The organism is Myxococcus qinghaiensis, assembly GCF_024198215.1.
GTDB classification, from domain to species: domain Bacteria; phylum Myxococcota; class Myxococcia; order Myxococcales; family Myxococcaceae; genus Myxococcus; species Myxococcus qinghaiensis.
On the sequence record NZ_JAKCFA010000003.1, the window covers coordinates 189,495 to 207,351 of the forward strand.

The 17,857-nt window shown below is 68.9% G+C and carries 13 protein-coding genes; 6 read left to right on the forward strand and 7 right to left on the reverse strand.

The window, feature by feature from the left end; all coding sequences use genetic code 11:
• Positions 1–179: 179 nt before the first annotated feature.
• The gene (locus LZ199_RS05880; protein ID WP_253992652.1) at positions 180–1,577 is read right to left on the reverse strand and encodes a DUF1552 domain-containing protein; all 1,398 of its coding nucleotides are present in this window, start codon (positions 1,575–1,577) and stop codon (positions 180–182) included.
• Between the two features lie 5 nt (positions 1,578–1,582).
• A complete protein-coding gene (locus LZ199_RS05885) occupies positions 1,583–3,928 on the reverse strand; it encodes a DUF1588 domain-containing protein (RefSeq protein WP_253992653.1) in 2,346 nt (781 codons plus the stop codon).
• 254 nt (positions 3,929–4,182) lie between these two features.
• Here LZ199_RS05885 and LZ199_RS05890 point away from each other — a divergent pair, with 254 nt between their 5' ends.
• Together LZ199_RS05890 and LZ199_RS05895 are read left to right on the forward strand one after the other, a co-directional pair.
• Positions 4,183–6,897 carry a hypothetical protein gene (locus LZ199_RS05890; protein WP_253992654.1) on the forward strand — a complete coding sequence of 905 codons (2,715 nt, stop codon included), beginning with the start codon at positions 4,183–4,185 and terminating at the stop codon, positions 6,895–6,897.
• A gap of 148 nt (positions 6,898–7,045) precedes the next feature.
• Entirely contained in the window at positions 7,046–7,738 is a 693-nt protein-coding gene (locus tag LZ199_RS05895) for a TetR/AcrR family transcriptional regulator (RefSeq protein WP_253992655.1), read from the forward strand.
• Between the two features lie 12 nt (positions 7,739–7,750).
• Here LZ199_RS05895 and LZ199_RS05900 read toward each other — a convergent pair whose 3' ends face one another.
• Entirely contained in the window at positions 7,751–7,987 is a 237-nt protein-coding gene (locus LZ199_RS05900; RefSeq protein ID WP_253992656.1) for an FAD-dependent monooxygenase, read from the reverse strand.
• A gap of 331 nt (positions 7,988–8,318) precedes the next feature.
• On the opposite strand from LZ199_RS05900, the gene LZ199_RS05905 reads away from it, so the two are divergent.
• Complete coding sequence (locus LZ199_RS05905; RefSeq protein WP_253992657.1) at positions 8,319–9,029, forward strand: cell wall protein; 711 nt, start codon at positions 8,319–8,321, stop codon at positions 9,027–9,029.
• Between the two features lie 160 nt (positions 9,030–9,189).
• Here the strand turns inward: LZ199_RS05905 and LZ199_RS05910 are convergent, their stop codons facing one another.
• A complete protein-coding gene (locus LZ199_RS05910) occupies positions 9,190–10,587 on the reverse strand; it encodes a hypothetical protein (protein WP_253992658.1) in 1,398 nt (465 codons plus the stop codon).
• Positions 10,588–10,896: 309 nt separating this feature from the next.
• On the opposite strand from LZ199_RS05910, the gene LZ199_RS05915 reads away from it, so the two are divergent.
• From LZ199_RS05915 to LZ199_RS05925, 3 genes are all read left to right on the forward strand, one after another.
• Positions 10,897–11,775, forward strand: a complete 879-nt coding sequence (locus tag LZ199_RS05915; protein WP_253992659.1) for an alpha/beta hydrolase family protein — start codon at positions 10,897–10,899, stop codon at positions 11,773–11,775.
• 159 nt (positions 11,776–11,934) lie between these two features.
• Positions 11,935–12,750 (forward strand): NAD(P)H-binding protein, encoded by an 816-nt coding sequence (locus tag LZ199_RS05920; protein ID WP_253992660.1) that lies wholly within the window; start codon positions 11,935–11,937, stop codon positions 12,748–12,750.
• A gap of 226 nt (positions 12,751–12,976) precedes the next feature.
• The gene (locus LZ199_RS05925; RefSeq protein WP_253992661.1) at positions 12,977–14,323 is read left to right on the forward strand and encodes an alpha/beta hydrolase family protein; all 1,347 of its coding nucleotides are present in this window, start codon (positions 12,977–12,979) and stop codon (positions 14,321–14,323) included.
• 66 nt (positions 14,324–14,389) lie between these two features.
• On the opposite strand, the gene LZ199_RS05930 is transcribed toward LZ199_RS05925, so the two are convergent.
• The 3 genes from LZ199_RS05930 to LZ199_RS05940 form a co-directional block, all read right to left on the reverse strand.
• On the reverse strand, positions 14,390–15,196 hold the full coding sequence (locus LZ199_RS05930; protein ID WP_253992662.1) for an outer membrane beta-barrel protein: 807 nt from the start codon (positions 15,194–15,196) through the stop codon (positions 14,390–14,392).
• A gap of 171 nt (positions 15,197–15,367) precedes the next feature.
• Positions 15,368–16,444 carry an NADH:flavin oxidoreductase gene (locus tag LZ199_RS05935; protein WP_253992663.1) on the reverse strand — a complete coding sequence of 359 codons (1,077 nt, stop codon included), beginning with the start codon at positions 16,442–16,444 and terminating at the stop codon, positions 15,368–15,370.
• A 297-nt stretch (positions 16,445–16,741) separates the two neighbouring features.
• Entirely contained in the window at positions 16,742–17,836 is a 1,095-nt protein-coding gene (locus tag LZ199_RS05940) for a fatty acid desaturase family protein (RefSeq protein ID WP_253992664.1), read from the reverse strand.
• Positions 17,837–17,857 lie beyond the last annotated feature (21 nt).

Below are 17,857 nucleotides of genomic sequence, written 5' to 3' on the forward strand. Positions count from 1 at the left end.
CAGGCCACCGCCTGAACTGACGGCCCACGCCCAAGTCGCCGCGCCTCGCGCCAGGGACTCCAGCGAACTTCGCGCCCACCCAAGCGGCGCGGTCACCACTCCACCATCAGAGGGTCCCGCGCCGCTTCCTGGAGGGCGCCCGTGGCGGCGTCATAGCCGCTTAAGCCCGCTCTGGCGGCTCAGCCGTACAGCTCGCTCAGCGGCCCAGGGGCGATGCGCGTGCTGCCCTCCTGCCCGAAGGTGTTGAAGTCCGCGTCTCCGAACGCGTGGCCGAGCGTGTTGAAGAGGTTGGAGACCTGCCGGTTCCGGGCCGCGTCGTACTTCGGGTACACGACCGTGCGTCCGTCGGTCTTCAGGCCCAGCGCGTTGCCGCCCACCACGAGCTTCGGCCACTCACGCGAGGTCGAGTGGTGCTGCTCGCCGTTGTCGGACATGAAGACGATGGCGGTGTGGTCCAGCATCGAGCCGTTCGCGCCGACCTCGGGCGTGGCGGCCAGCGTCCTCGCCAGGTTCGCCACCAGCTGCACGTGCCGACGGGTGACCTCGGCGACGCGATCCCAGTTCTGCCCCGCATCCAGGCCGTGCTGCAGGCTGTGTCGCGGGATATCAGTGACATCCGGGCCGTAGGCCACATCGAAGCCCGAGGTGCCCGTCGCCAGCACCACCGTGTTCGTCAGCCCGCCCAGGAGGGACGCCGTGGCGATCTGGAACTGCGCCTCGAACCACTTCAGCGAGTCGGGCGGTGAGCCCGCGCCGGTGAGGAGCGGGTTGTCCTTCGGCGCCAGCGGCAGGTAGGGCCGCACGCGGTCCGCCATGCCCGCGAGCTGATCCTCCCGCGTGCGCAGCGACTCGAGCGAGGAGAGGTAGCGCTCCAGTTTCAGCCGCTCGTTGGAGTTGCCCCTGAACTCCGCCAACGCCTTCCGCGAGTCGGCCAGCGCGAAGTCGAAGAGCATCTTGCGGTCGCGCCCGTTCGTCGAGCCGCCGAGCAGCGAGCCGAAGGTGCTGTCGAACGCGAGCGACGGGTTGACGATGATGCCCGCGGGCTTGCGCGGTCCGAGCGCGCAGGTCTCGTACACAATCGACACGCGCGCGGAGCTGGTGCCCAGGCGAAGCACGTCGAACGGTGCACCCCGGCGCAGGCGGGGGGCAATCACCGAATCGAAGGTCGCGCCCGCGCCATTCACCGCGCAGCTCAGCGCGCCCGTCCCGCTGGAGTGCCCGCCGCCCGCGATGAGGCTGGAGAGCCCCAGCAGCACGGCGGAGCGGTTCACCAGGTCGATATTGCCGGAGGATGCCCCCAGCGGCCCGAGGCTGATCGCGGTGGCGAGATTGTCGCCCTCACGCACCAGCGGCGTGTCCTTGTACGCGTCCCAGAAGAGGCGGTCGGAGGTGTTGGCGCGTCCCCCCAGAGCCGTGCGCGTGCCCGTACTCAGGAGCGCGCGGGGGTAGACGCCATTGCATTCGAGGACCAGCACCAGGCGCGCCGGCAACGCTGACGACTGGGCGTAGACATCGCGGAAGTAGGGCGCGAAGAGGCCGGCGGCCATGCCCTTCAGGACGGTTCGTCGCGAGAACATGGCAGTCACTCTCCAGCCTGCGGCACGCGCCGCGTCTTCCAGGTGTCGCTGGTCATCAGCGTGGTCAGCATCTTGGAGAACGAGCCGTTGTTCTCATCATAGGACTGCTCCATCCGCGTCAGCGTGCAGGCGTCGCTCGGGTTCTCGGGGCGGCCCACGAAGTAGCGGAAGGCCTGTCGCACGAAGCAGCGCTTCACGTGCTGAGAGGTCGCCAGGCGCGCGCTCAGCTCCACCGCGTCGCGCACCGCGCCGTTCAGCGCGGGGTCCGGCATCGACGTGAGCGTCGAGCTTCCGTCCGGCGTGGTCCAGCCTCCGGTCGTCGAGTGGTCCCTCGCGCGCAGGAAGCCCGCGTGATTGTAGATTTCGAAGGGCAAACCGAGCGGCTCCATCAGGCGGTGACAGCCCTGACACTGCGCTCCGGCGGTCGCCTCCTGCAGGCGGCGGCGCGCGTTCTTGTCGGGCGCGTGAGCGCCGACCTGGGCTGCCACCTGCACGCTGCTGAGCGGCGGGACGAAGCCGCACAGGAGGTTCTCGCGCACCCATTTGCCGCGGTGGACGATGGACGGGTCGTCCTCGAAGTTGCCGCCGTGCGCGGCCAGCCACACCGGGTGGGTCAGCACGCCCGCGCGCTCGGCGGCAGGCAGCGTCTTCCAGCGGCCCGCGACGGTCGCTGGGAGGATCTCACTGACGTTGTAGGGGTGCGAGAGGCCCTTGTGCGAGTCGTACGCCGCGTTCTGCATGGAGGGCACGTAGAAGGTGCGCGTGGTGAGCAGGTTCGCCAGCACGTTCTGGTCCTCGACCACCACCCGCGCGATCAGGTCGTCGAACTGCTGGATGAAGGTCGGCTCCAGCGGATGGAAGTTGGTGAGCAGGTTGTCGTACGAGACCGCGCTGATGTAGCCGAGCCCCTCGAGCTCGAAGCGCGAGGTCGCCGCCGGAGACTCCTTGAACACCGCGGACACGTGGCCATAGCCGAGCCACTCGCGAAAGAAGCCCGCGACGCCGTCACCCAGCCAGTACTGCCCGCGCTTGGAGCGTTGCTCCTCGTTGTAGTCCTGCACCAGATCGAAGCGCGGCGTCCCGTTCTGGTTGGCGTCGACGCCGCCCAGGTGCTTCGCGATGAGCGCGGTGGTCGTCGCATCCTGCGTGAGCGAGCCGTCCTTCGCGGCGGTGGCCACGTCCGCCAGATGCCCCTCGAGAGGCGCGGAGTAGTACGGCCACACGAAGCTCGGCGTGGCCGAGGGCGCACGCCCCGCCAGCGCGTAGGCCAGCTGCGAGCCCAGCTCCAGGCTGGTCAGCGCCACGCGACCGTCGGCCGGCTCGCCGCCCATCTCGCCGCGGAACATGGCGCCGGTCATCATCCACGCGGCGTTGGAGATGCGCGTGATGGAGGCCGCGCGGTTTGTCGGGGAGTTGCTCGGCTCCTGCGCGATGACCGCGGTCGCGAAGGCGGTGATGCGGGTGAGTTCATCCTCGGTGGGCGGGCGGAAGAAGACGCCGAACTCGAGCATCTGGCCAAGGTGGAAGCGCTTGCAGGTGTCGCTCGGGTTCGATTCGACGAACATGCAGTTGAAGCGCCTGTCGGTGAAGACACGCTCCATCCGGTTGCCGTCCGGGTAGTTCATCGTCCATGGCGAGGCGGCCTCGCCGACCACGGGCAGGAAGAGCTCCACGGTGGACTCATCCAGCGTCTCGTCCGTGGCCCATGAGCTGTACTGCTCGATGGCGCTCGGGTCGAGCGGGTTGTCGTAGAAGCTGAACCCGGTCCAGCTGCGCTCCACCGAGCCACCGACGTTGCGGGTGAACTCGCGCCGGTTCATGCGGCGGATGCGCGTCGGCGCATCCGAGCGCACGCCCTCGGTGCAGCTGAAGAGCGCGGACTGATCGAGCAGGTTGGGCTCGGACACCACCGTCGCGGGCGGGCCGCCCGTGCCATTGCACAGGGGCATCCCCTCCCCTATCCAGGTCTCGAGCGCCGTGAGTTCGGCTGCGCTCGCGCGCTCATGCGGGGCCGGCGGCATGGGAGACGCGTTGTCGCGCATGCGGATGAGCGCGCGCTGGGCATTGCTGAGCGTCCCATCCATCGCCGAGCTCACCCGCATGTCGTGCAGGGTGCGCAGCGGCATCGTCGCACCCGCGGTCGGCAGCGCGCCGTGACAGCTCGCGCAGCGATTGGTGAGCACCGACTGCACCACGCACGCGGCGGCCAAGTCCCCCCCGGGCCCACCATCGGGCCCTCCATCGGCCCCCCCTGGGTTGTTGGGGCCTCCATCGTGGGTGTCGTTGGACTCGATGGAGCCCTTGCACGCAACGAGGCTCAACAGTCCGGCCAGCAGGAGGACGCGGTTCATCCGGCCAGTCTGCAGCAGACGACCCGTGGGATGGCAAGCAGGTTCTGTCCGGTTTCCGATGGCCCGGGGCCCCTGCGTGCCGAAAGGGCGGCGGCGAAGTCAATCCGTTCATCGAACCGGCTCGAGCCCAGGCCACGAGACATGTTCGTCCGCATGCGCCATGAAGGCCGACTCCGTTCGTCAGCCGACATGTAACCGCTTTTCGGGATTTCTCGTACCCGTTCTCACAGCAACTCACGCCGTGGGAGGTCCGCATGATTTCGCTCTTCAGGAACCCGTTCAGCCGCTCCAACGTCTCCCGCAAGCCGGCGGAGCCGCCCAGGGCCGCCGAGCCGAAGAAGACGGCTGCTGAGCCCAAGCCGAGCAACAAGACGCTGGCGCGGATGCAGGACGGCTTCGAGGCGCCGTCACGGACCGAGCGGACCCGGGCCATGCTCGGCGGTGACCCGGCCGTAACGCGCACGGACAAATCCGGGGCGGCCCAGCCTTCCACCTCAGCGGGCCAGCGCCCGGAGGTCACGCAGGCGGACAAGACCGGCGCGAAGTCGCCCGCGCGGACCCAGGCGGAGCAGCGCTACGCACAGCTCGCCGCGACCACGGCCGGCCAGCGCACCCTCGAGGAGCTGGACCTCCGAAGCGGCTCGGAGCTTCAGGCGTTCGGCGAGTCCCTCGAGGAAGAGTCCCAGGCGCCGGATGCGGAGCTGAACCCGAACAACCTCATCACCTTCGCGACTGACCCGGCCGAGGTGGCGCGGGTCATCGAAGCGGCGGCGGACCTGGTCCCCGAGGCGGACCGCGAGCTGCTCCGCACTCCGGAGTTCCAGGAGCGCGTGGCGGGCGGCGAGCACCCGGGCCAGGTGAAGCTGGAGCTGGAGGCGCGCTCTCTCTTCGAGGAGCAGGTGGCGTCGGCTTCGAACAAGCAGCCGGAAGACTGGGGCGCGGTGGACGCGGCGAACTTCCATGAAGCGCTCGCGGAGCAGGTGGTGGCGAACCGGGAGAACCCGGAGCTGGTGCGAGAGCTCCTGCACCTGTCGAGCACGCAGCTGGAGCGCGGCGCGGAGATCCTCGGCCGGGCGACCGAGGCGAACGACTACAACGACCAAGGCGTGGAGGACCTGGCCGCCGCGTACAGCCGGATTGGCACCGCGGCGCCCGAAGATGCCGCCGCGCAGCTGGCGGTGGGACTGGCTTCGAAGATCGACGACGACTCCGAGCTCAACAAGGTCGACGACGGGTTCAAGGCCTACGCCGAGTCCTCCGGCACCGACCGCTTCCGCGGACTGGTGGCCGAGGCGCTGAACGCGCAGGGCAAGGGTGACGCCGCGGAGGAGCTCGTTCAGGACCAGGGCGGCTCGTCGGTGACGGACCGCGCCCGCCAGGCGGTGGAGGCCCTCATCGACCAGGTGGACGGTCCCGCCGCGGCGCTCTACGACTTCCGAGGCGAGGTCGTCGAGCGCGTCGACGGGGTGCGCCGGGCCGTGGTGGACCGCGCGGTGGACGCGGGGACCGGCGCGCTTCGCACCGGCGGCGACGTGGCCACCGGCGTGGCGCACGCGGGCCTCGGGCTGGTGGAGCGGGGCTCGGCGTACGCACGCGAGCAGGGTCCAGCATGGCTCGACCCTGCCCTCAACGTGGTGGACACCGGCGCGCGGCACGGGCACCAGGCGCTCGACGTCAACAACCGCGTCCGCCACCACGCGCTGGACGCGGTCCAGAGCAGCGGCCATGCGGCGAACGGCTTCGTTCACGACGCGGTCGTCGATCCAGTGGGCACCGGCGAGAAGGTCCTCGACGCGGGCAAGACCGCGGCCGAGCTCCTCAAGCTGCAGGAGCAGGTGGAGCTGCTCGGCAAGGGCGACTTCTTCAGGATCGAAGCCACCGTCGCCGGCGCCGCGTTCGACGTCCAGGGTTCTATCGGCGGAACGCTGATGATGAGTCAGAACGAGCAGGGGCAGTACGTGCTCCGCGCCGAGGGCCGGCTGGGCGCGGCGCTCGCGTCGGTGAGCGGAGCGACCGGCGGCGCGACGGGTGAGGCGTCGATCGGCGTCGGGAACAGCGCGGCAGCGGAGTTCACCTTCGACAGTCCCAGCGACCTGGTCGACGCCGCCCGCGCGGTCCTCGGGCCGGTCGGCGGCGCGGCCTCCGCGTTGGTCGAGGGCGACACCGGAGAGGCGGTGGATGCGCTGCTCCCTGACTTCGGTCTGCTGGCTGAGAACCTCAGCGCGGTGGAGCTGGGCACGGACATCACCGGGAAGCTGCAGGGCAGTCTCGGCGCGGACCTCGCCGCGGGCCTCAGCGGCAACATCACCGGCAAGCTCCAGTACGGCGCACGCATCGAGTTCCCGAACGGCCGGGAAGGGCCGCCCGAGGTCGTCCTGCGCGGCACGGCGCAGCTGACCGCGGCGGGCTCCGCGAAGCTCGGTGGCACGGCGAGCGCCGACGTGGTGGGCGCGCAGGGCACGGTCATCGTCGAGCACCGCCTGCCGCTCCCCGAGGGACTGGGCTTGGGCGACGTGTTCTCCGACCCACAGGGCTCCGCCGAGCGGTTGGTGGAGACGGCGCGGAACGAGGCGACCACGTCCGTGGAGCTCCGCGGTCGCGTCTCCGGAGGCCCGGGCGTCAACGGCGGCGCTCCTGGAGGGGCCACGGGCGTCACGCAGACGTCCATCAAGCTGACCGGCGACACCGGGAAGATCGCCGGGGCCCTCCCCGAGCTCTTCTCGGGCGACTACACCGGCGCGCTCGCGGAGCTCGAGGACGTGACGGTGAAGGCGAGCGTCACCCGAGGCAACGAGACGAAGCTGGGCGCCGAATTCCAAGGGGGCGACAGCGTGAACTCCGCGAAGGTGAACTTCAGCGGGACCGCCTACGACCAGACGCAGACGGTGTTCACCTACGAGGGCACGGTGGAAGAGGGGCTCGGCCAGCTGAGCCGTCTCCCCGCCTACCTGGCGAACCTCCGTGGCTGACGAAGCGTGAACCGCGGCCCACCGACGTTCAGCTCGGTGGGCCAGCAGCCAGCGGCTCATGCCAGACCTTCGAGTTTCAAGTGACACAGACGTGTTCACCCCATGAACTCGCGGCCCATCGAGCGCCAGATGTGTGACAGTCCGGTTCATGAAGACCGCACGCCGACGCCGCTCCCTGAGCGCCGCCCAGCGCCGCATCCAGGAAGCAGCGGTGCGGTTGTTCGCGGAGCAGGGTTCGACGCAGGTAACGATGAGCGAGCTGGCCCAGGCGGCTGGCGTTGCTCGCGGCACCGTCCACAACAATCTCGAGTCGACGGATGCCTTCTTCCGGCAGCTCGCGAATGACCTGGCCACCGAGATGTACGACCGGATTACCGCAAGCTGCGAGGGCGTCACGGACCCCGCGCAGCGCCTGGGCCTGGGCGTCCGCTTCTACGTGCGCCGTGCCCACGAAGACCCCCATTGGGGTCGTTTCCTGCTCCGCTTCGCGATGAGCGAGCCGTCGATGCAGTCGCTGTGGCTGGGGCAACCCACCCAGGACCTCGTCGACGGACACAAGAGCGGCAAGTACGACTTCCGCCTCGACCAGCTGCCGTCAGCGGTCAGCCTCATGGCGAGCGCCACCCTCGGCGCCATCCGCCTGGTGCTGGAGGGCCATCGCACCTGGCGTGACGCGGGCAGCGACGCGGTGGAGTTCTGCTTGAAGTCCTTGGGCGTTCCCCGCGAGGAGGCGCGCAAGCTCGCGACCCTGGAGCTGCCCGCGCTGCGCGAGGCGTCCCCCTCCCCTCCCCGCGTCGGCAGGCCCAGCCCCGGCACGACGCGTCGGAAGCGCGGGGAGTAGCGACACCGTTCGTCAGAACGGTGAATGCGGCTTCACGTAGGGAATGGCGATGCGTGCAAAGGCATCGTCCGAGAGCCCCGCCATCTGCAGGACGCACAGCGCCTCGTTGTCGAGGGCAATGGCGCGCGGCTGCGCGAACACCGTGTTCGATTTGTCGATGACGATTGTATGGACGCCTGGCCGACCAAGCAGGCACGCAGTCGCGGCGCCGACAGGCCCATATCCCACGACAAGGATGGATGCCTTCATGGAGCGGCTGCTTGCTTCATGGGGTATCACTGCTCACGCCTCCCCAGTCACCACGACACCCCAGATTGAACACCTGTGTTCAAAACAGGTCAATTTAGACCTGATTTCCGGGGTACTGAGTCGCGAACAAGGCCTGTGCGCCTCGGGCTGTAGCAGCGTGGAACCCTGGCTCGATGAACCACTTCCACGGGGCCCACGGGAGAAGGGTGCTCTTCGCGATTTACAATCACGCCAGCGGCGCTCGTCACCTGGAGAGGCTTTGGAGCAAGAGCGCGCCTGCCCCGAGGACCGAGTCTGGATGACCCACCAGGGGAGCGGGGCTGGATTCACAATGGTCGAACCACCTGAGCCGTGCTACGCCAAGCGCTACATGCCCAGAGCCCGTCGCGTCACCCCCTCCCCCCGACCCTCCCGCTCTCTTCCCGCGCGCGGCGCTTCCTCGGCGACGCCGTCACTGGATGAGGCCTTCCAGGCCATCGTGCAAGGCGCCGTGCAGGAGTCGTTCGCCCCGCTGATGACGGCCATGCGCCGTCTGTCCGAGCGACTGAGCGGCCAGCCCTACTCCGCGCCCCCCGTCCCCGCCCGGAAGAAGGCCCCCGCTCCGCCGCCCGAGCCTGAAATCCAGGCCGTCGTCGAGCAGCCCGTCGCCTGCGCTGTCATCGGGTGTCGACAGCCCGTCCGCACGCTCGGCTATTGCTCGGCGCACTACCAGAAGCGTCGGCAGATGGTGGCCACGGGCCGGCTCCACGCCGCCTGGGTCGAGCACGCCGCGCCCCACTCCATCCCGGATGTCATCCTGTCTCGCCGTCGTCGCTCGGAGAGCTCGGCGGAGACGCCCGCGAGCACCGCGACTCCCGCTCCGTCGGGCCCCCGCGTCTGGGTCCGCAAGAAGGGCCAGACACAGTCCGTGGGTCCCCAGGGCGAGGAAGGCCCGTCCGCGCCGTCCATCCTCCCCACCCTCCGCCCGGCCGAGGGTGCCGATGCGGCGGACACGGTGAAGCGCTGGGCCGCGGAGTTCCTCGCGACCAAGCGTCGCAACTGAAGGCGGCCTTCAGTTCCCCGCGCTGTACCCGGTGATACGTCCCTCGCTTCGCGAGTCGGGACGCCCGAGGAGGGCGCGGGGTTCATCGGTTCATCCAGGAGTGACTCACACCCTGGATGAACCCAATCACAGCCAGGACACCGCGCGAAGGATTGCCCGCTCAGTAGCGAGCCTGGAGCATCACCGTCGCGCCGTAGGTGTTCGCATTCTTGAAGACAGGCACCGCCACGCCGGTGTCATCGTCGGCGAACTCCGTCTTGTTGGGGTCATTCACGTAGGCAAACTCCGCCACGACGCCGGCCACCGTGCCCAGGTCCCAGCGCACCGTGGCCTTCAAGGTCAGCGCGGCCCTCCGCTCCTCGCCTGTCGGGAGGATCCTCAACTGATTGGGGTTCAGGAGCACCAGCCTGCGGAGCGATGCCGATGCGCCGAAGCCGGGATCCATGAAGGACGCCGGCAGCGTGAGCCGGGCGAGCAGGCCCGGCGTGAGCCCCCAGCGCTCGAAGTGGTAGTCGGCCCCCAGCGAGCCCGAGACTTCCGCCTGGGGCTCCGCGTCGCGACTGAAGGCCTGGTTCGGGGGGAACCCGGGGACGCCCAGCTGGATGAAGCTCGGGGTCCGGTAGTACGCCAGCCCGAACAGCCGCAAGAAGTCCCGCCGCACCCGGACGTCCAGCGCGGCGGCGCGGGCCTGCTGGGTGCTCGCCCGAGGGGTCGTCCCTTCAGCGGACTGGAGATCCTGCGAGACCAGGCTGCCTTCCAGTGACGCCGAGGCCGCGAACCCCGGGGCATACGCCTCGACGGTGAAGGACCTCTCGAAGAATGCCGGGTCGCCCCGATAGAGCGACAGGTCCACGTTGCCGCCAATGGGGGGGCCCTGGTGCCACAGGGCTCGAAGGGAGGCCCCGCGCATGTGCATGGGCAGCTCCACCCCGAAGTTCGCCGCGCCGGGAGCATCTCCCAGGTTCCCATACATGCCCTCCAGCTCCAGCCGGAGCGGGGGCAACACGTCCACGAAAACACCCGCGAGCACCGCGTAGTGGCGCGAGTCCCCGGCGAGCTCCTCGGTGATGACGGCGGACTTCAGCGCCGCGAATGCTCCCCACTGCCTCCGCGAGAGCCGCAGCTCCAGCGCGGGCTCGGCCCCGGTGCGACGCGGGAAGAGCTCCCGCCCCCACGTCACCGGATAGCTGGAGCCCAGGTACAGCCGGACGGAGCTCAGCGGATGGAGGCCCAGCACCAGGCTTTCCTCCTCGGCCCACTGAGAAGGCCGGTAACGCAGCCGGAAGGCACTGCCGTTGTCCACGAAGGTGGCCCCCCGCCCGGGACCGCTCACCGAGAGGAAGAACGACAGCGCCGCCTCGGCGCGCAGCCCCGAGGTCAGCTCGGACGTGTGGGCATCCAGGGCCGCGTTCCACTGCGTGTAGGAGCCCGAGGTGTCGACATCGTCGTCCGTCGCGAGAAAGGACAGACGCGCCCGGAGGGACGGCTCCTCGGGAGGTGACTCGGGAGACTGGCCCAGGGCGAACAACAATGGCAGAGACAGGAACACAGGAGACATGGGTCGCCGCGTCTACCATGACTCCCCCAGGGACGCAGGCCCTCCACCCAGGGAGTTCCTCGCGCTTCACGTGGGGTCGCTTGAACACCTCGAATGACATTCCGCTCCGCGAAACAATGACATCCATGTTTCGCGACGCGAAACAAAACAAGGAAAAACATAACAGTCTGAAAAATCAGATAGACGAGAAGACATCCTCGGAGTCTTAATCGTGAGGACGGGGCCGCCTGTGAATGCAGTGAAGGCCCGCGTCGGTCCGGTGCCCGAAGCCCCGGACCTGAAGTCCCACGTCACCCACGAGGAGAAGTCATGAAGCAGACAGAGCTGACCTTCCGTCTTGGATTGCTCCTGACCCTGGCCTGGACGTCCTCAGCAGGAGCGCAGTCCCTGAGCAGCTTCACGGCGACGTACCGGGGCGGTAGCACCTCGCTGTGCGGCTCCACGTACAACCTGCGCGGCCAGGAGCCGTCGGCCTCGGGCAAGTACCCCGTGTTCATCTACACGGTGGGCACCACGGAGCCGTACGAGCACTCCTCGGCGCTGGCCGCCGTGGAGGAGATGGCGTCGCGCGGCTATGTCGCCGCCACCGTCGAGTACGACAACGGGACGTTCGGCACCTGCTCCTCGATGACGGCCCGCTCCAAGTGCATCTATGACGGGAGCCGGGCCACCAGCGCCGTCGGCACGCTGTGCGCCCGCGCCAAGGCGGACTGCTCCAAGGGCATCGTCGTGGCGGGATTCAGCCAGGGCTCCATCATGGCCATCCTCGCCAAGAACCATGACTCGCGGGTCCAGGCCGCCTACGGCCTGGGCGCGGGCGTCCAATACTCCATCTACAACCTGCGCTCCTGCGTGGCCAATGGCAACCGCGCGCTGCCCAGCAACCGCCTGCGCATCATCAACGGCGAGCAGGACATCTTCGTCGGCCCCACCGAGTCCTCCGTCCGCGCTCAAAACACGGAGACGACGGGCCAGTCCTGCCCCCTGGCGACGTCCTGCTTCCAGAGCAACAACAGCGGCTGGTACATCATCAAGGATATCCAGCTCGGGGACCTCAACGCGGACCACTGCTACATGCGCACGGGGGGCTGCGTCGGGCTGCTGCTCGACTCGACCTGGCGCACCGGCACCGCACCCTGGTCCCTGCGGACCAACCTGAACTGGCTGACCCAGTTCACCACGCCGTAGCCCCAGGCCTGGCGCCAGCCTCCCGCGATGCGAGGGGGGCTGGCGCGATGGCGGACAGCGAACACCCGGCCGCCCCTCGGGCCGCGGACGTGTTGAGTATCCACACGGCCCGCGAGCACGCCTCGCCCCGGAGAGGAGCGGGCGTGTAGGCATCACGCCATGACCTCTTCAAGCATCCTCATCCTGGGCGCCAGCGGTACCACCGGACGACGTGTCACCCGGCTGCTCCAAGCCCAAGGTCACTCGGTGAGGGCCGCGTCCCGGAGCGGGGACGTGCGCTTCGACTGGACGCAGCCCGGCACCTGGGAACAGGCCGTGGGTCCGGCGACGGGCATGTACCTCATGGCGCCGCATGAGCAGCCCATCGAGCCCGCCTTCGTGTCCGTGGCCGTGTCCAAGGGCATCCGCCGCATCGTCCTGCTGTCCAGCCAGGGCATCGAAATCATGGGCGACGAGCGCCTCATGGCCGCCGAGCGGCTGGTGCGCGGCTCGGGCGTGGACTGGACCATCGTCCGGCCGGACTGGTTCAACCAGAACTTCGACGAGGGCTTCTTCCAGCCCGCCATCCTCGCAGGCCAGGTCGCCCTCCCCGTCGGAGACACGAAGCAGGCCTTCGTCGACGCCGACGACATCGCCGCCGTCGTCGCGGTGGCGCTGACGAAGGACGGCCACGAGGGCCAGAGCTACGACGTGAGCGGACCCCGCGCGCTGGGCTTCGGTGAAGCCGTGGCCATCATCGGCCGCGCCGCTGGAAGACAGGTGCGCTTCGACGGAGACGCGGACGCCTACAGCGCCTCGCAACAGGCCCTGGGCCGGCCCGCCGACGCCATCCAGGGAGAGCTCAAGGCCTACGGTGCCCTGCGCCACCGAGGTGACGCCACCCCCACCGACACCGTGCGCGCCGTCACCGGCCACGCCCCCAAGCCCTTCGAGACCTACGCCACCCAGGCCGCGGCCTCGGGCGCCTGGAAGTGAGCGGGCCTGCTTGACAATCGCATGAACCAATCGGACGATTCAATCATCTGAGCAACACATCCTGAAGAACCCTGGGGAAGGCACGGGACGCTCCGTGCGCTTCCCGCCGCCGCATGTGTTCTTCGGCGCCCTGTCATCCTCGCGTCTGTGATTTCGGGGTCGCGATGACAGAATCAAAAGGGACCGGTGTTCAAGCCTCCAATTCCTGAACAGGAGGCAGCACACCATGGGTTTCAATTTGAATCGCCGTTCCCTGCTCCATGCGGGCCTGGGGCTCACCGGGGGGCTCGCGCTCCTGCGCGGCTCCTCTTCGCTCGCGGCGCCAGCAGCTCCCGGCCTGACGCCGTCCCCTGGCGCTCAAGAGCCCTCGCGGCCCTGGTATGAGCTGGGATTGCTGTCGGACCCCATCATGGAGAACCAGCTCCTGCACTTCCTGGCCGCGACGTACAGCGCCCAGGCGGATATCGGAGAGGTGCTGGATACCGCCAGCCGCATCCACCCCGAGGACGAGTGGAGCTGGCCCACCGAGTGGGTCAGCACGGCGGACCGCCTCCGGGCCATGGGGGACGCAAGCCTCGCCCGCCGTCACTCCCGCAGCGCGGGCAACGCCTACCTGCGCGCGGCCAACTACTACCGCGCCGCGCTCATCCACCACCCGGAGCCGGGCCACCCCAGCGTGCTGGCCACGGGGCGCAAGGCCGTGGACACCTACGACAAGGCCCTGACGCTGCTCAAGATTCCGGCGACGCCCGTGCGGATTCCCTACGAGAACACCACCCTGCCCGGCTACTTCTTCCGCGCGCCGCATACGCGCGGGGACGCGCCGCTGCTCATCTTCCAGCAGGGCCGCGACGCGTGGCCGGAGGAGTCCAAGTATGTGATTGATGATGCCCTGGAGCGGGGCTACCACTGCCTCATCGTCCACGCGCCGGGCCAGGGCATGGCCGTCCGGGCGCAACACCTGACGTTCCGGCCCGACTGGGAGAAGGTCATCACGCCCGTGGTCAACTTCGCCGTGCGCATCTCCGGCGTGGACTCGAGGAGGCTCGCGCTGCTGGGGTGGAGCATGGGCGGGGCGCTGGTGCCGCGCGCGGCGGCCTTCGAGCGGCGCCTGAAGATTCTCATCCCCAACCCGGGCGTCCTCGACTGGGGCAAGTCGCAGTTCGACAACTTCAACGGCTACTTCCCCGACATCATGAAGCTGCTGGACACGGACCCGGCGGCATTCGACGCGGCTCTCTACGAGCTCATGTCCCAGGTGTTCCTGTACCGCTGGTACATGCGCGACGCCATGTCCAAGCACGGCGCCAGCTCACCGTCGGACCTGCTCTTCAAGCTGCGGGAGTTCACCAATGAGCCCGTCGTCCACCGCATCCGCTGCCGCACGCTCGTCATGGACGGCACCGCGGAGGCGTACTCGGGAGGCCAGGCGAAACAGCTCTACGACGCGCTGACGTGCCCCAAGGACTACCTGCTTTTCACGGAGGAGGACACTGGACTCCTGCACTGCCAGGAGGGCGCTCAGGCCGTCGCCAATCACCGCATGTTCGACTGGCTCGACGAGTACCTCTAAAGGCCTCGTTCCATACAGCGCAACGTCGGGCCGGTGAGTCCCGGCCCGACGTCTCACACCTGACGACTAGAAGCGGTACTGCGCGCGGACACCGCCGTAGATGAAGCCGTGGATCTTCTTCGTCTCGAAGTCCTCGGACTCCTCGAGCTCCTCGCCGCCGGGGATCTCCTCGCTCGACTCGAGGGACACCGTGGCGGTGGAGTACTGGCCCGCGGTGACGGTCGCGAACGGACCCACCGAGAACTTCGGGGAGATGCGGTAGTCGAGGCCCACCTGGGCGGCGATGAACTCGAAGCCCTTCACGGAGGCCTTGGCGGTGATGGACTCGCCGTCCTGCTCGCCCTTGACGGACGTGTTGAGGAACTCATAGCCGACACCCACGCTCACCCAGGGGTCGATCTTCGGCGTGACGTTGAAGTGGTAGGCCAGGTTGACGCCCAGGCGGAGCTGGCTCGCGCTGCACGTCACGCTGACGCCGCCCTGGTCCTCGCAATCGGACTCGTCGGTATTGAGGCTCGCGATGCCGTACTGGAAGGTCGCGCCCAGGTACACGTTGGGGTTGAAGAAGTAACCGGCCTCCAACTGAATCGGGATGACGCCGGTGACCAGGTCGCTCACCTTGCCGGTCTCCTCCGCGTCCTCGGTAGTCGAGCCCAGCTCGCCGTACGGCGCGCCGTAGCCCAGGCTCAGGCCCAGCGCGAACCCCTTGCCGCCGCCCTTGCCCTCCGAGGTCTCCTCGCTGGCATAGCCTTCATCGGAGTAACCCTCCTGGCCGGTGTCGTCCTGCAGGCGGTAGGTATCACCGGCCAGCGCGGGAGAGGCGGCAAGGGCAAAGGACAGCGAGCACAGCATCCACTGGGTGCGGCTTTTCATGACGAAGGTCCTGAAAGAAGAAAGTGAGGAGTTAGGCCCCACACCATCAAGTTGTCGGGCGCCGGTTAAGACGCGCGACCCCGTCATATATTTAAAGTCTCGGTGGGACAAAAAACGGGGTTCCAGGAGACCCGGGCCCCCACAAGCCAGGGCCCCCCACTGGTTCCGCCCTTATGGGACGACGAAGTTCTTCCAGGCGCGCAGGTAATCGACGAAGCCCGCCGATGCGCCTTCCCGCCGCAGCACCTCCGCGGGGATGGGGGCGCGCTGGATGGCGTCGCCCCGGCGGACGCGCTCGGGCCAGTCGTGGTTGGCGATGGCGGAGCGGCCCAGGGCCACCGCGTCCGCACCGAGCGCCAGCTGCGCCTCGGCGTCCTCCTTCGTCCAGATGTTTCCCGCCACGACAATCTTGACTCGCGAGGGCACCGCCGCGCGAAACAGGGTCGTCGCGTGCTCCTGGGGCCGCTTGTGGGTGTTGAGCGCGGAGCGCCAGAGGGACAGGTGGAGGACCTCCATGCCCTCCTGGGCGAGCATCCGCGCGACTTCCAGCGTCTCGTCCAGGTCCAGGCCCTTGGCCTGCCCGAAGTCCTCGGGAGACAGCCGCACGGCGAGGACCAGGCCGGGCGCCGCGCGCCGGACGGCGGCCAGTGTCTCTCGGATGAGCCGCGAGCGATTCTCCAGCGAGCCGCCCCAGCGGTCCTCTCGACGGTTGTACGTGGTGCTCAGGAACTGCGACAGCAGGTAGCCATGCGCGCCGTGGAGCTCCACGCCGTCGAAGCCCGCCTGGGCGCAGCGGCGCGCCGCGCTCGCGAACGCGTCAATGGCGCCCTGGATGTCCTCCTCCGTCCCTGCCCTGCACCGGTCCGCCTCTTCGGAGTGCGCGCTCGCGCTCCAGCGCTCCAGGCCGCTCACGGCGGGGTCGGCCCGCAGGCCGCCATGGAAGAGCTGCGCGGACAGCAGCGCGCCGCCCTGGTGGATTCGCGCGGCCAGCCTGCGCAGGCCCGGCAGCATCGCGTCGTCGTGCACCCCCAGCTCGCCCGGCCAGGCCTTGCCGTCCTGCTCCACGTGCGCCGCGCAGGTCTCCACCAGCCCGAAGCCCCCGTCCGCGCGCCGTGCCAGGAAGTGGAGTTCATCATCGGACAGAGTGCCGTCCGCATGGCTCTGCTGGTTCGTGAGCGGCGCGAGCCAGATGCGGTTGCGCGCGACGACGTTCTCACGGAGCGCCAGGGGGTCGAAGAGTCCTGCCATGTGCGTGCATCTCCCGCGAAGGGGCCAGAGGAGGCTGGGCGCTCTGATGCCAGGAACGAGGGGCCGTCGCACCCCCGTCAGGCGATTTTTCACAGGCCCGGTGGACGGGAGACAGATCCGGCGGGCGTCCACTCCTTCCGCATGGGTCCGGCGAGCGCATCCATGGACAGATTGCGGGAGAAGGGCAGCCCCGAGTCCAGGCCCGTCAACGCCCCTCACTCCCGGACTGGGAAGCAGCCCGGCGCGGACGCGAAGGACGCCTCGGAGCAGCGCATCGGCGCCGAGGCGTCCCCGCTCTCACGACATCGCCTGCCCCGGAGCGTCCAGTCGCCTGCGCAGCTCCTCCGTGCTCACCGAGGGAGTGCCGTCCCTGCCCACCAGGACGGAGCCGTCCGTGGGCGAGTACAGCGCCGGGCGCGAGTACAGCGCGCGCAGGGCGCGGACATGGGGGAAGACGGCGGAGGCCTCCGGCTTGAGATCCCGCAGCCGTTGCCGCAAGAGCGGCCCGAAGCGATGGCTCATGGACGGGAAGATGTGGTGCTCCTGGTGATAGCTGAAGTTGAAGTGGGCCCAGTTCATCAGCGGATGTGTCTCCACGCTGGCGGTGCTCACGAAGGGATTGTCATTGTCCTCGGACGCCGGCCGGAGCCAGTGGTTGGTCGCGATGTAGATCATCAGCGTGAAGTTGCCGACGAGGTGGGGAATGACGAGCGCGAAGAGCGCGCCGCGCGGTCCCATGGCGAAGCCCAGCGCGAGCCAGCCCGCGGCCAACAGCACCGTGAGGACGCGCTCCTTCACCAGGTTCATGCGCACGTGCCGCAGCTGGGGCTGGCGGATGTGGTGCCACAGGAACGCCTGACCCTGCGCGGTGAAGAACAGGAAGAAGCTGATGTAGCTGACCCAGGTGCCCGAGCCCGGCGAAATCGCGTGGAACAGGCGCGCGAACCACTGGGTGCTCAGGTCCTGCTGACGCGGGAGGATGTCCGGGTCCCGCTCGTGGACATTCGCCGCGCTGTGGTGCGCCTGGACATGCCAGGCCCGCCAGGTGCCCGGCGTGACGAGGAACAGGCCGAAGCCCGCCCACCCGAGCACCTCCTCCCAGCGCCGGCTGCGGAAGACCGAGTGGTGCAGCGCTTCATGTGCGGCCAGCCCCACGCTGGTGACCGTCTGCCCGAGCAGGAGCGACAGCGGCAGGCAGAGCCACCAGGGCAGGTCGCCCCAGCCCAGCAGCACCATCAACCCCAGGTTCACTGGCACCAGCGCCAGCGCGGCGACCCCTCGTTGGGGCTGTGGCTCGAAGGCTTCAGGAGGCATCACCCGACGCAGCTCCGCGCGGAGCGACTTCGGGTCATCAATGGACAGGGACTCCGTCGACAGTGCGGTGGAAGGCATGGTGTTCACTCCGATGGAGAA

What these genes read in the sequence shown, in the direction of transcription:
- LZ199_RS05880 (WP_253992652.1), bottom strand. Translation starts at nt 1,577, where the DNA reads ATGTTCTCGCGACGAACCGTCCTGAAGGGCATGGCCGCCGGCCTCTTC.
- LZ199_RS05885 (WP_253992653.1), bottom strand. Translation starts at nt 3,928, where the DNA reads ATGAACCGCGTCCTCCTGCTGGCCGGACTGTTGAGCCTCGTTGCGTGC.
- LZ199_RS05890 (WP_253992654.1), top strand. Translation starts at nt 4,183, where the DNA reads ATGATTTCGCTCTTCAGGAACCCGTTCAGCCGCTCCAACGTCTCCCGC.
- LZ199_RS05895 (WP_253992655.1), top strand. Translation starts at nt 7,046, where the DNA reads ATGAAGACCGCACGCCGACGCCGCTCCCTGAGCGCCGCCCAGCGCCGC.
- LZ199_RS05900 (WP_253992656.1), bottom strand. Translation starts at nt 7,987, where the DNA reads ATGAAGGCATCCATCCTTGTCGTGGGATATGGGCCTGTCGGCGCCGCG.
- LZ199_RS05905 (WP_253992657.1), top strand. Translation starts at nt 8,319, where the DNA reads ATGGTCGAACCACCTGAGCCGTGCTACGCCAAGCGCTACATGCCCAGA.
- LZ199_RS05910 (WP_253992658.1), bottom strand. Translation starts at nt 10,587, where the DNA reads ATGTCTCCTGTGTTCCTGTCTCTGCCATTGTTGTTCGCCCTGGGCCAG.
- LZ199_RS05915 (WP_253992659.1), top strand. Translation starts at nt 10,897, where the DNA reads ATGAAGCAGACAGAGCTGACCTTCCGTCTTGGATTGCTCCTGACCCTG.
- LZ199_RS05920 (WP_253992660.1), top strand. Translation starts at nt 11,935, where the DNA reads ATGACCTCTTCAAGCATCCTCATCCTGGGCGCCAGCGGTACCACCGGA.
- LZ199_RS05925 (WP_253992661.1), top strand. Translation starts at nt 12,977, where the DNA reads ATGGGTTTCAATTTGAATCGCCGTTCCCTGCTCCATGCGGGCCTGGGG.
- LZ199_RS05930 (WP_253992662.1), bottom strand. Translation starts at nt 15,196, where the DNA reads ATGAAAAGCCGCACCCAGTGGATGCTGTGCTCGCTGTCCTTTGCCCTT.
- LZ199_RS05935 (WP_253992663.1), bottom strand. Translation starts at nt 16,444, where the DNA reads ATGGCAGGACTCTTCGACCCCCTGGCGCTCCGTGAGAACGTCGTCGCG.
- LZ199_RS05940 (WP_253992664.1), bottom strand. Translation starts at nt 17,836, where the DNA reads ATGCCTTCCACCGCACTGTCGACGGAGTCCCTGTCCATTGATGACCCG.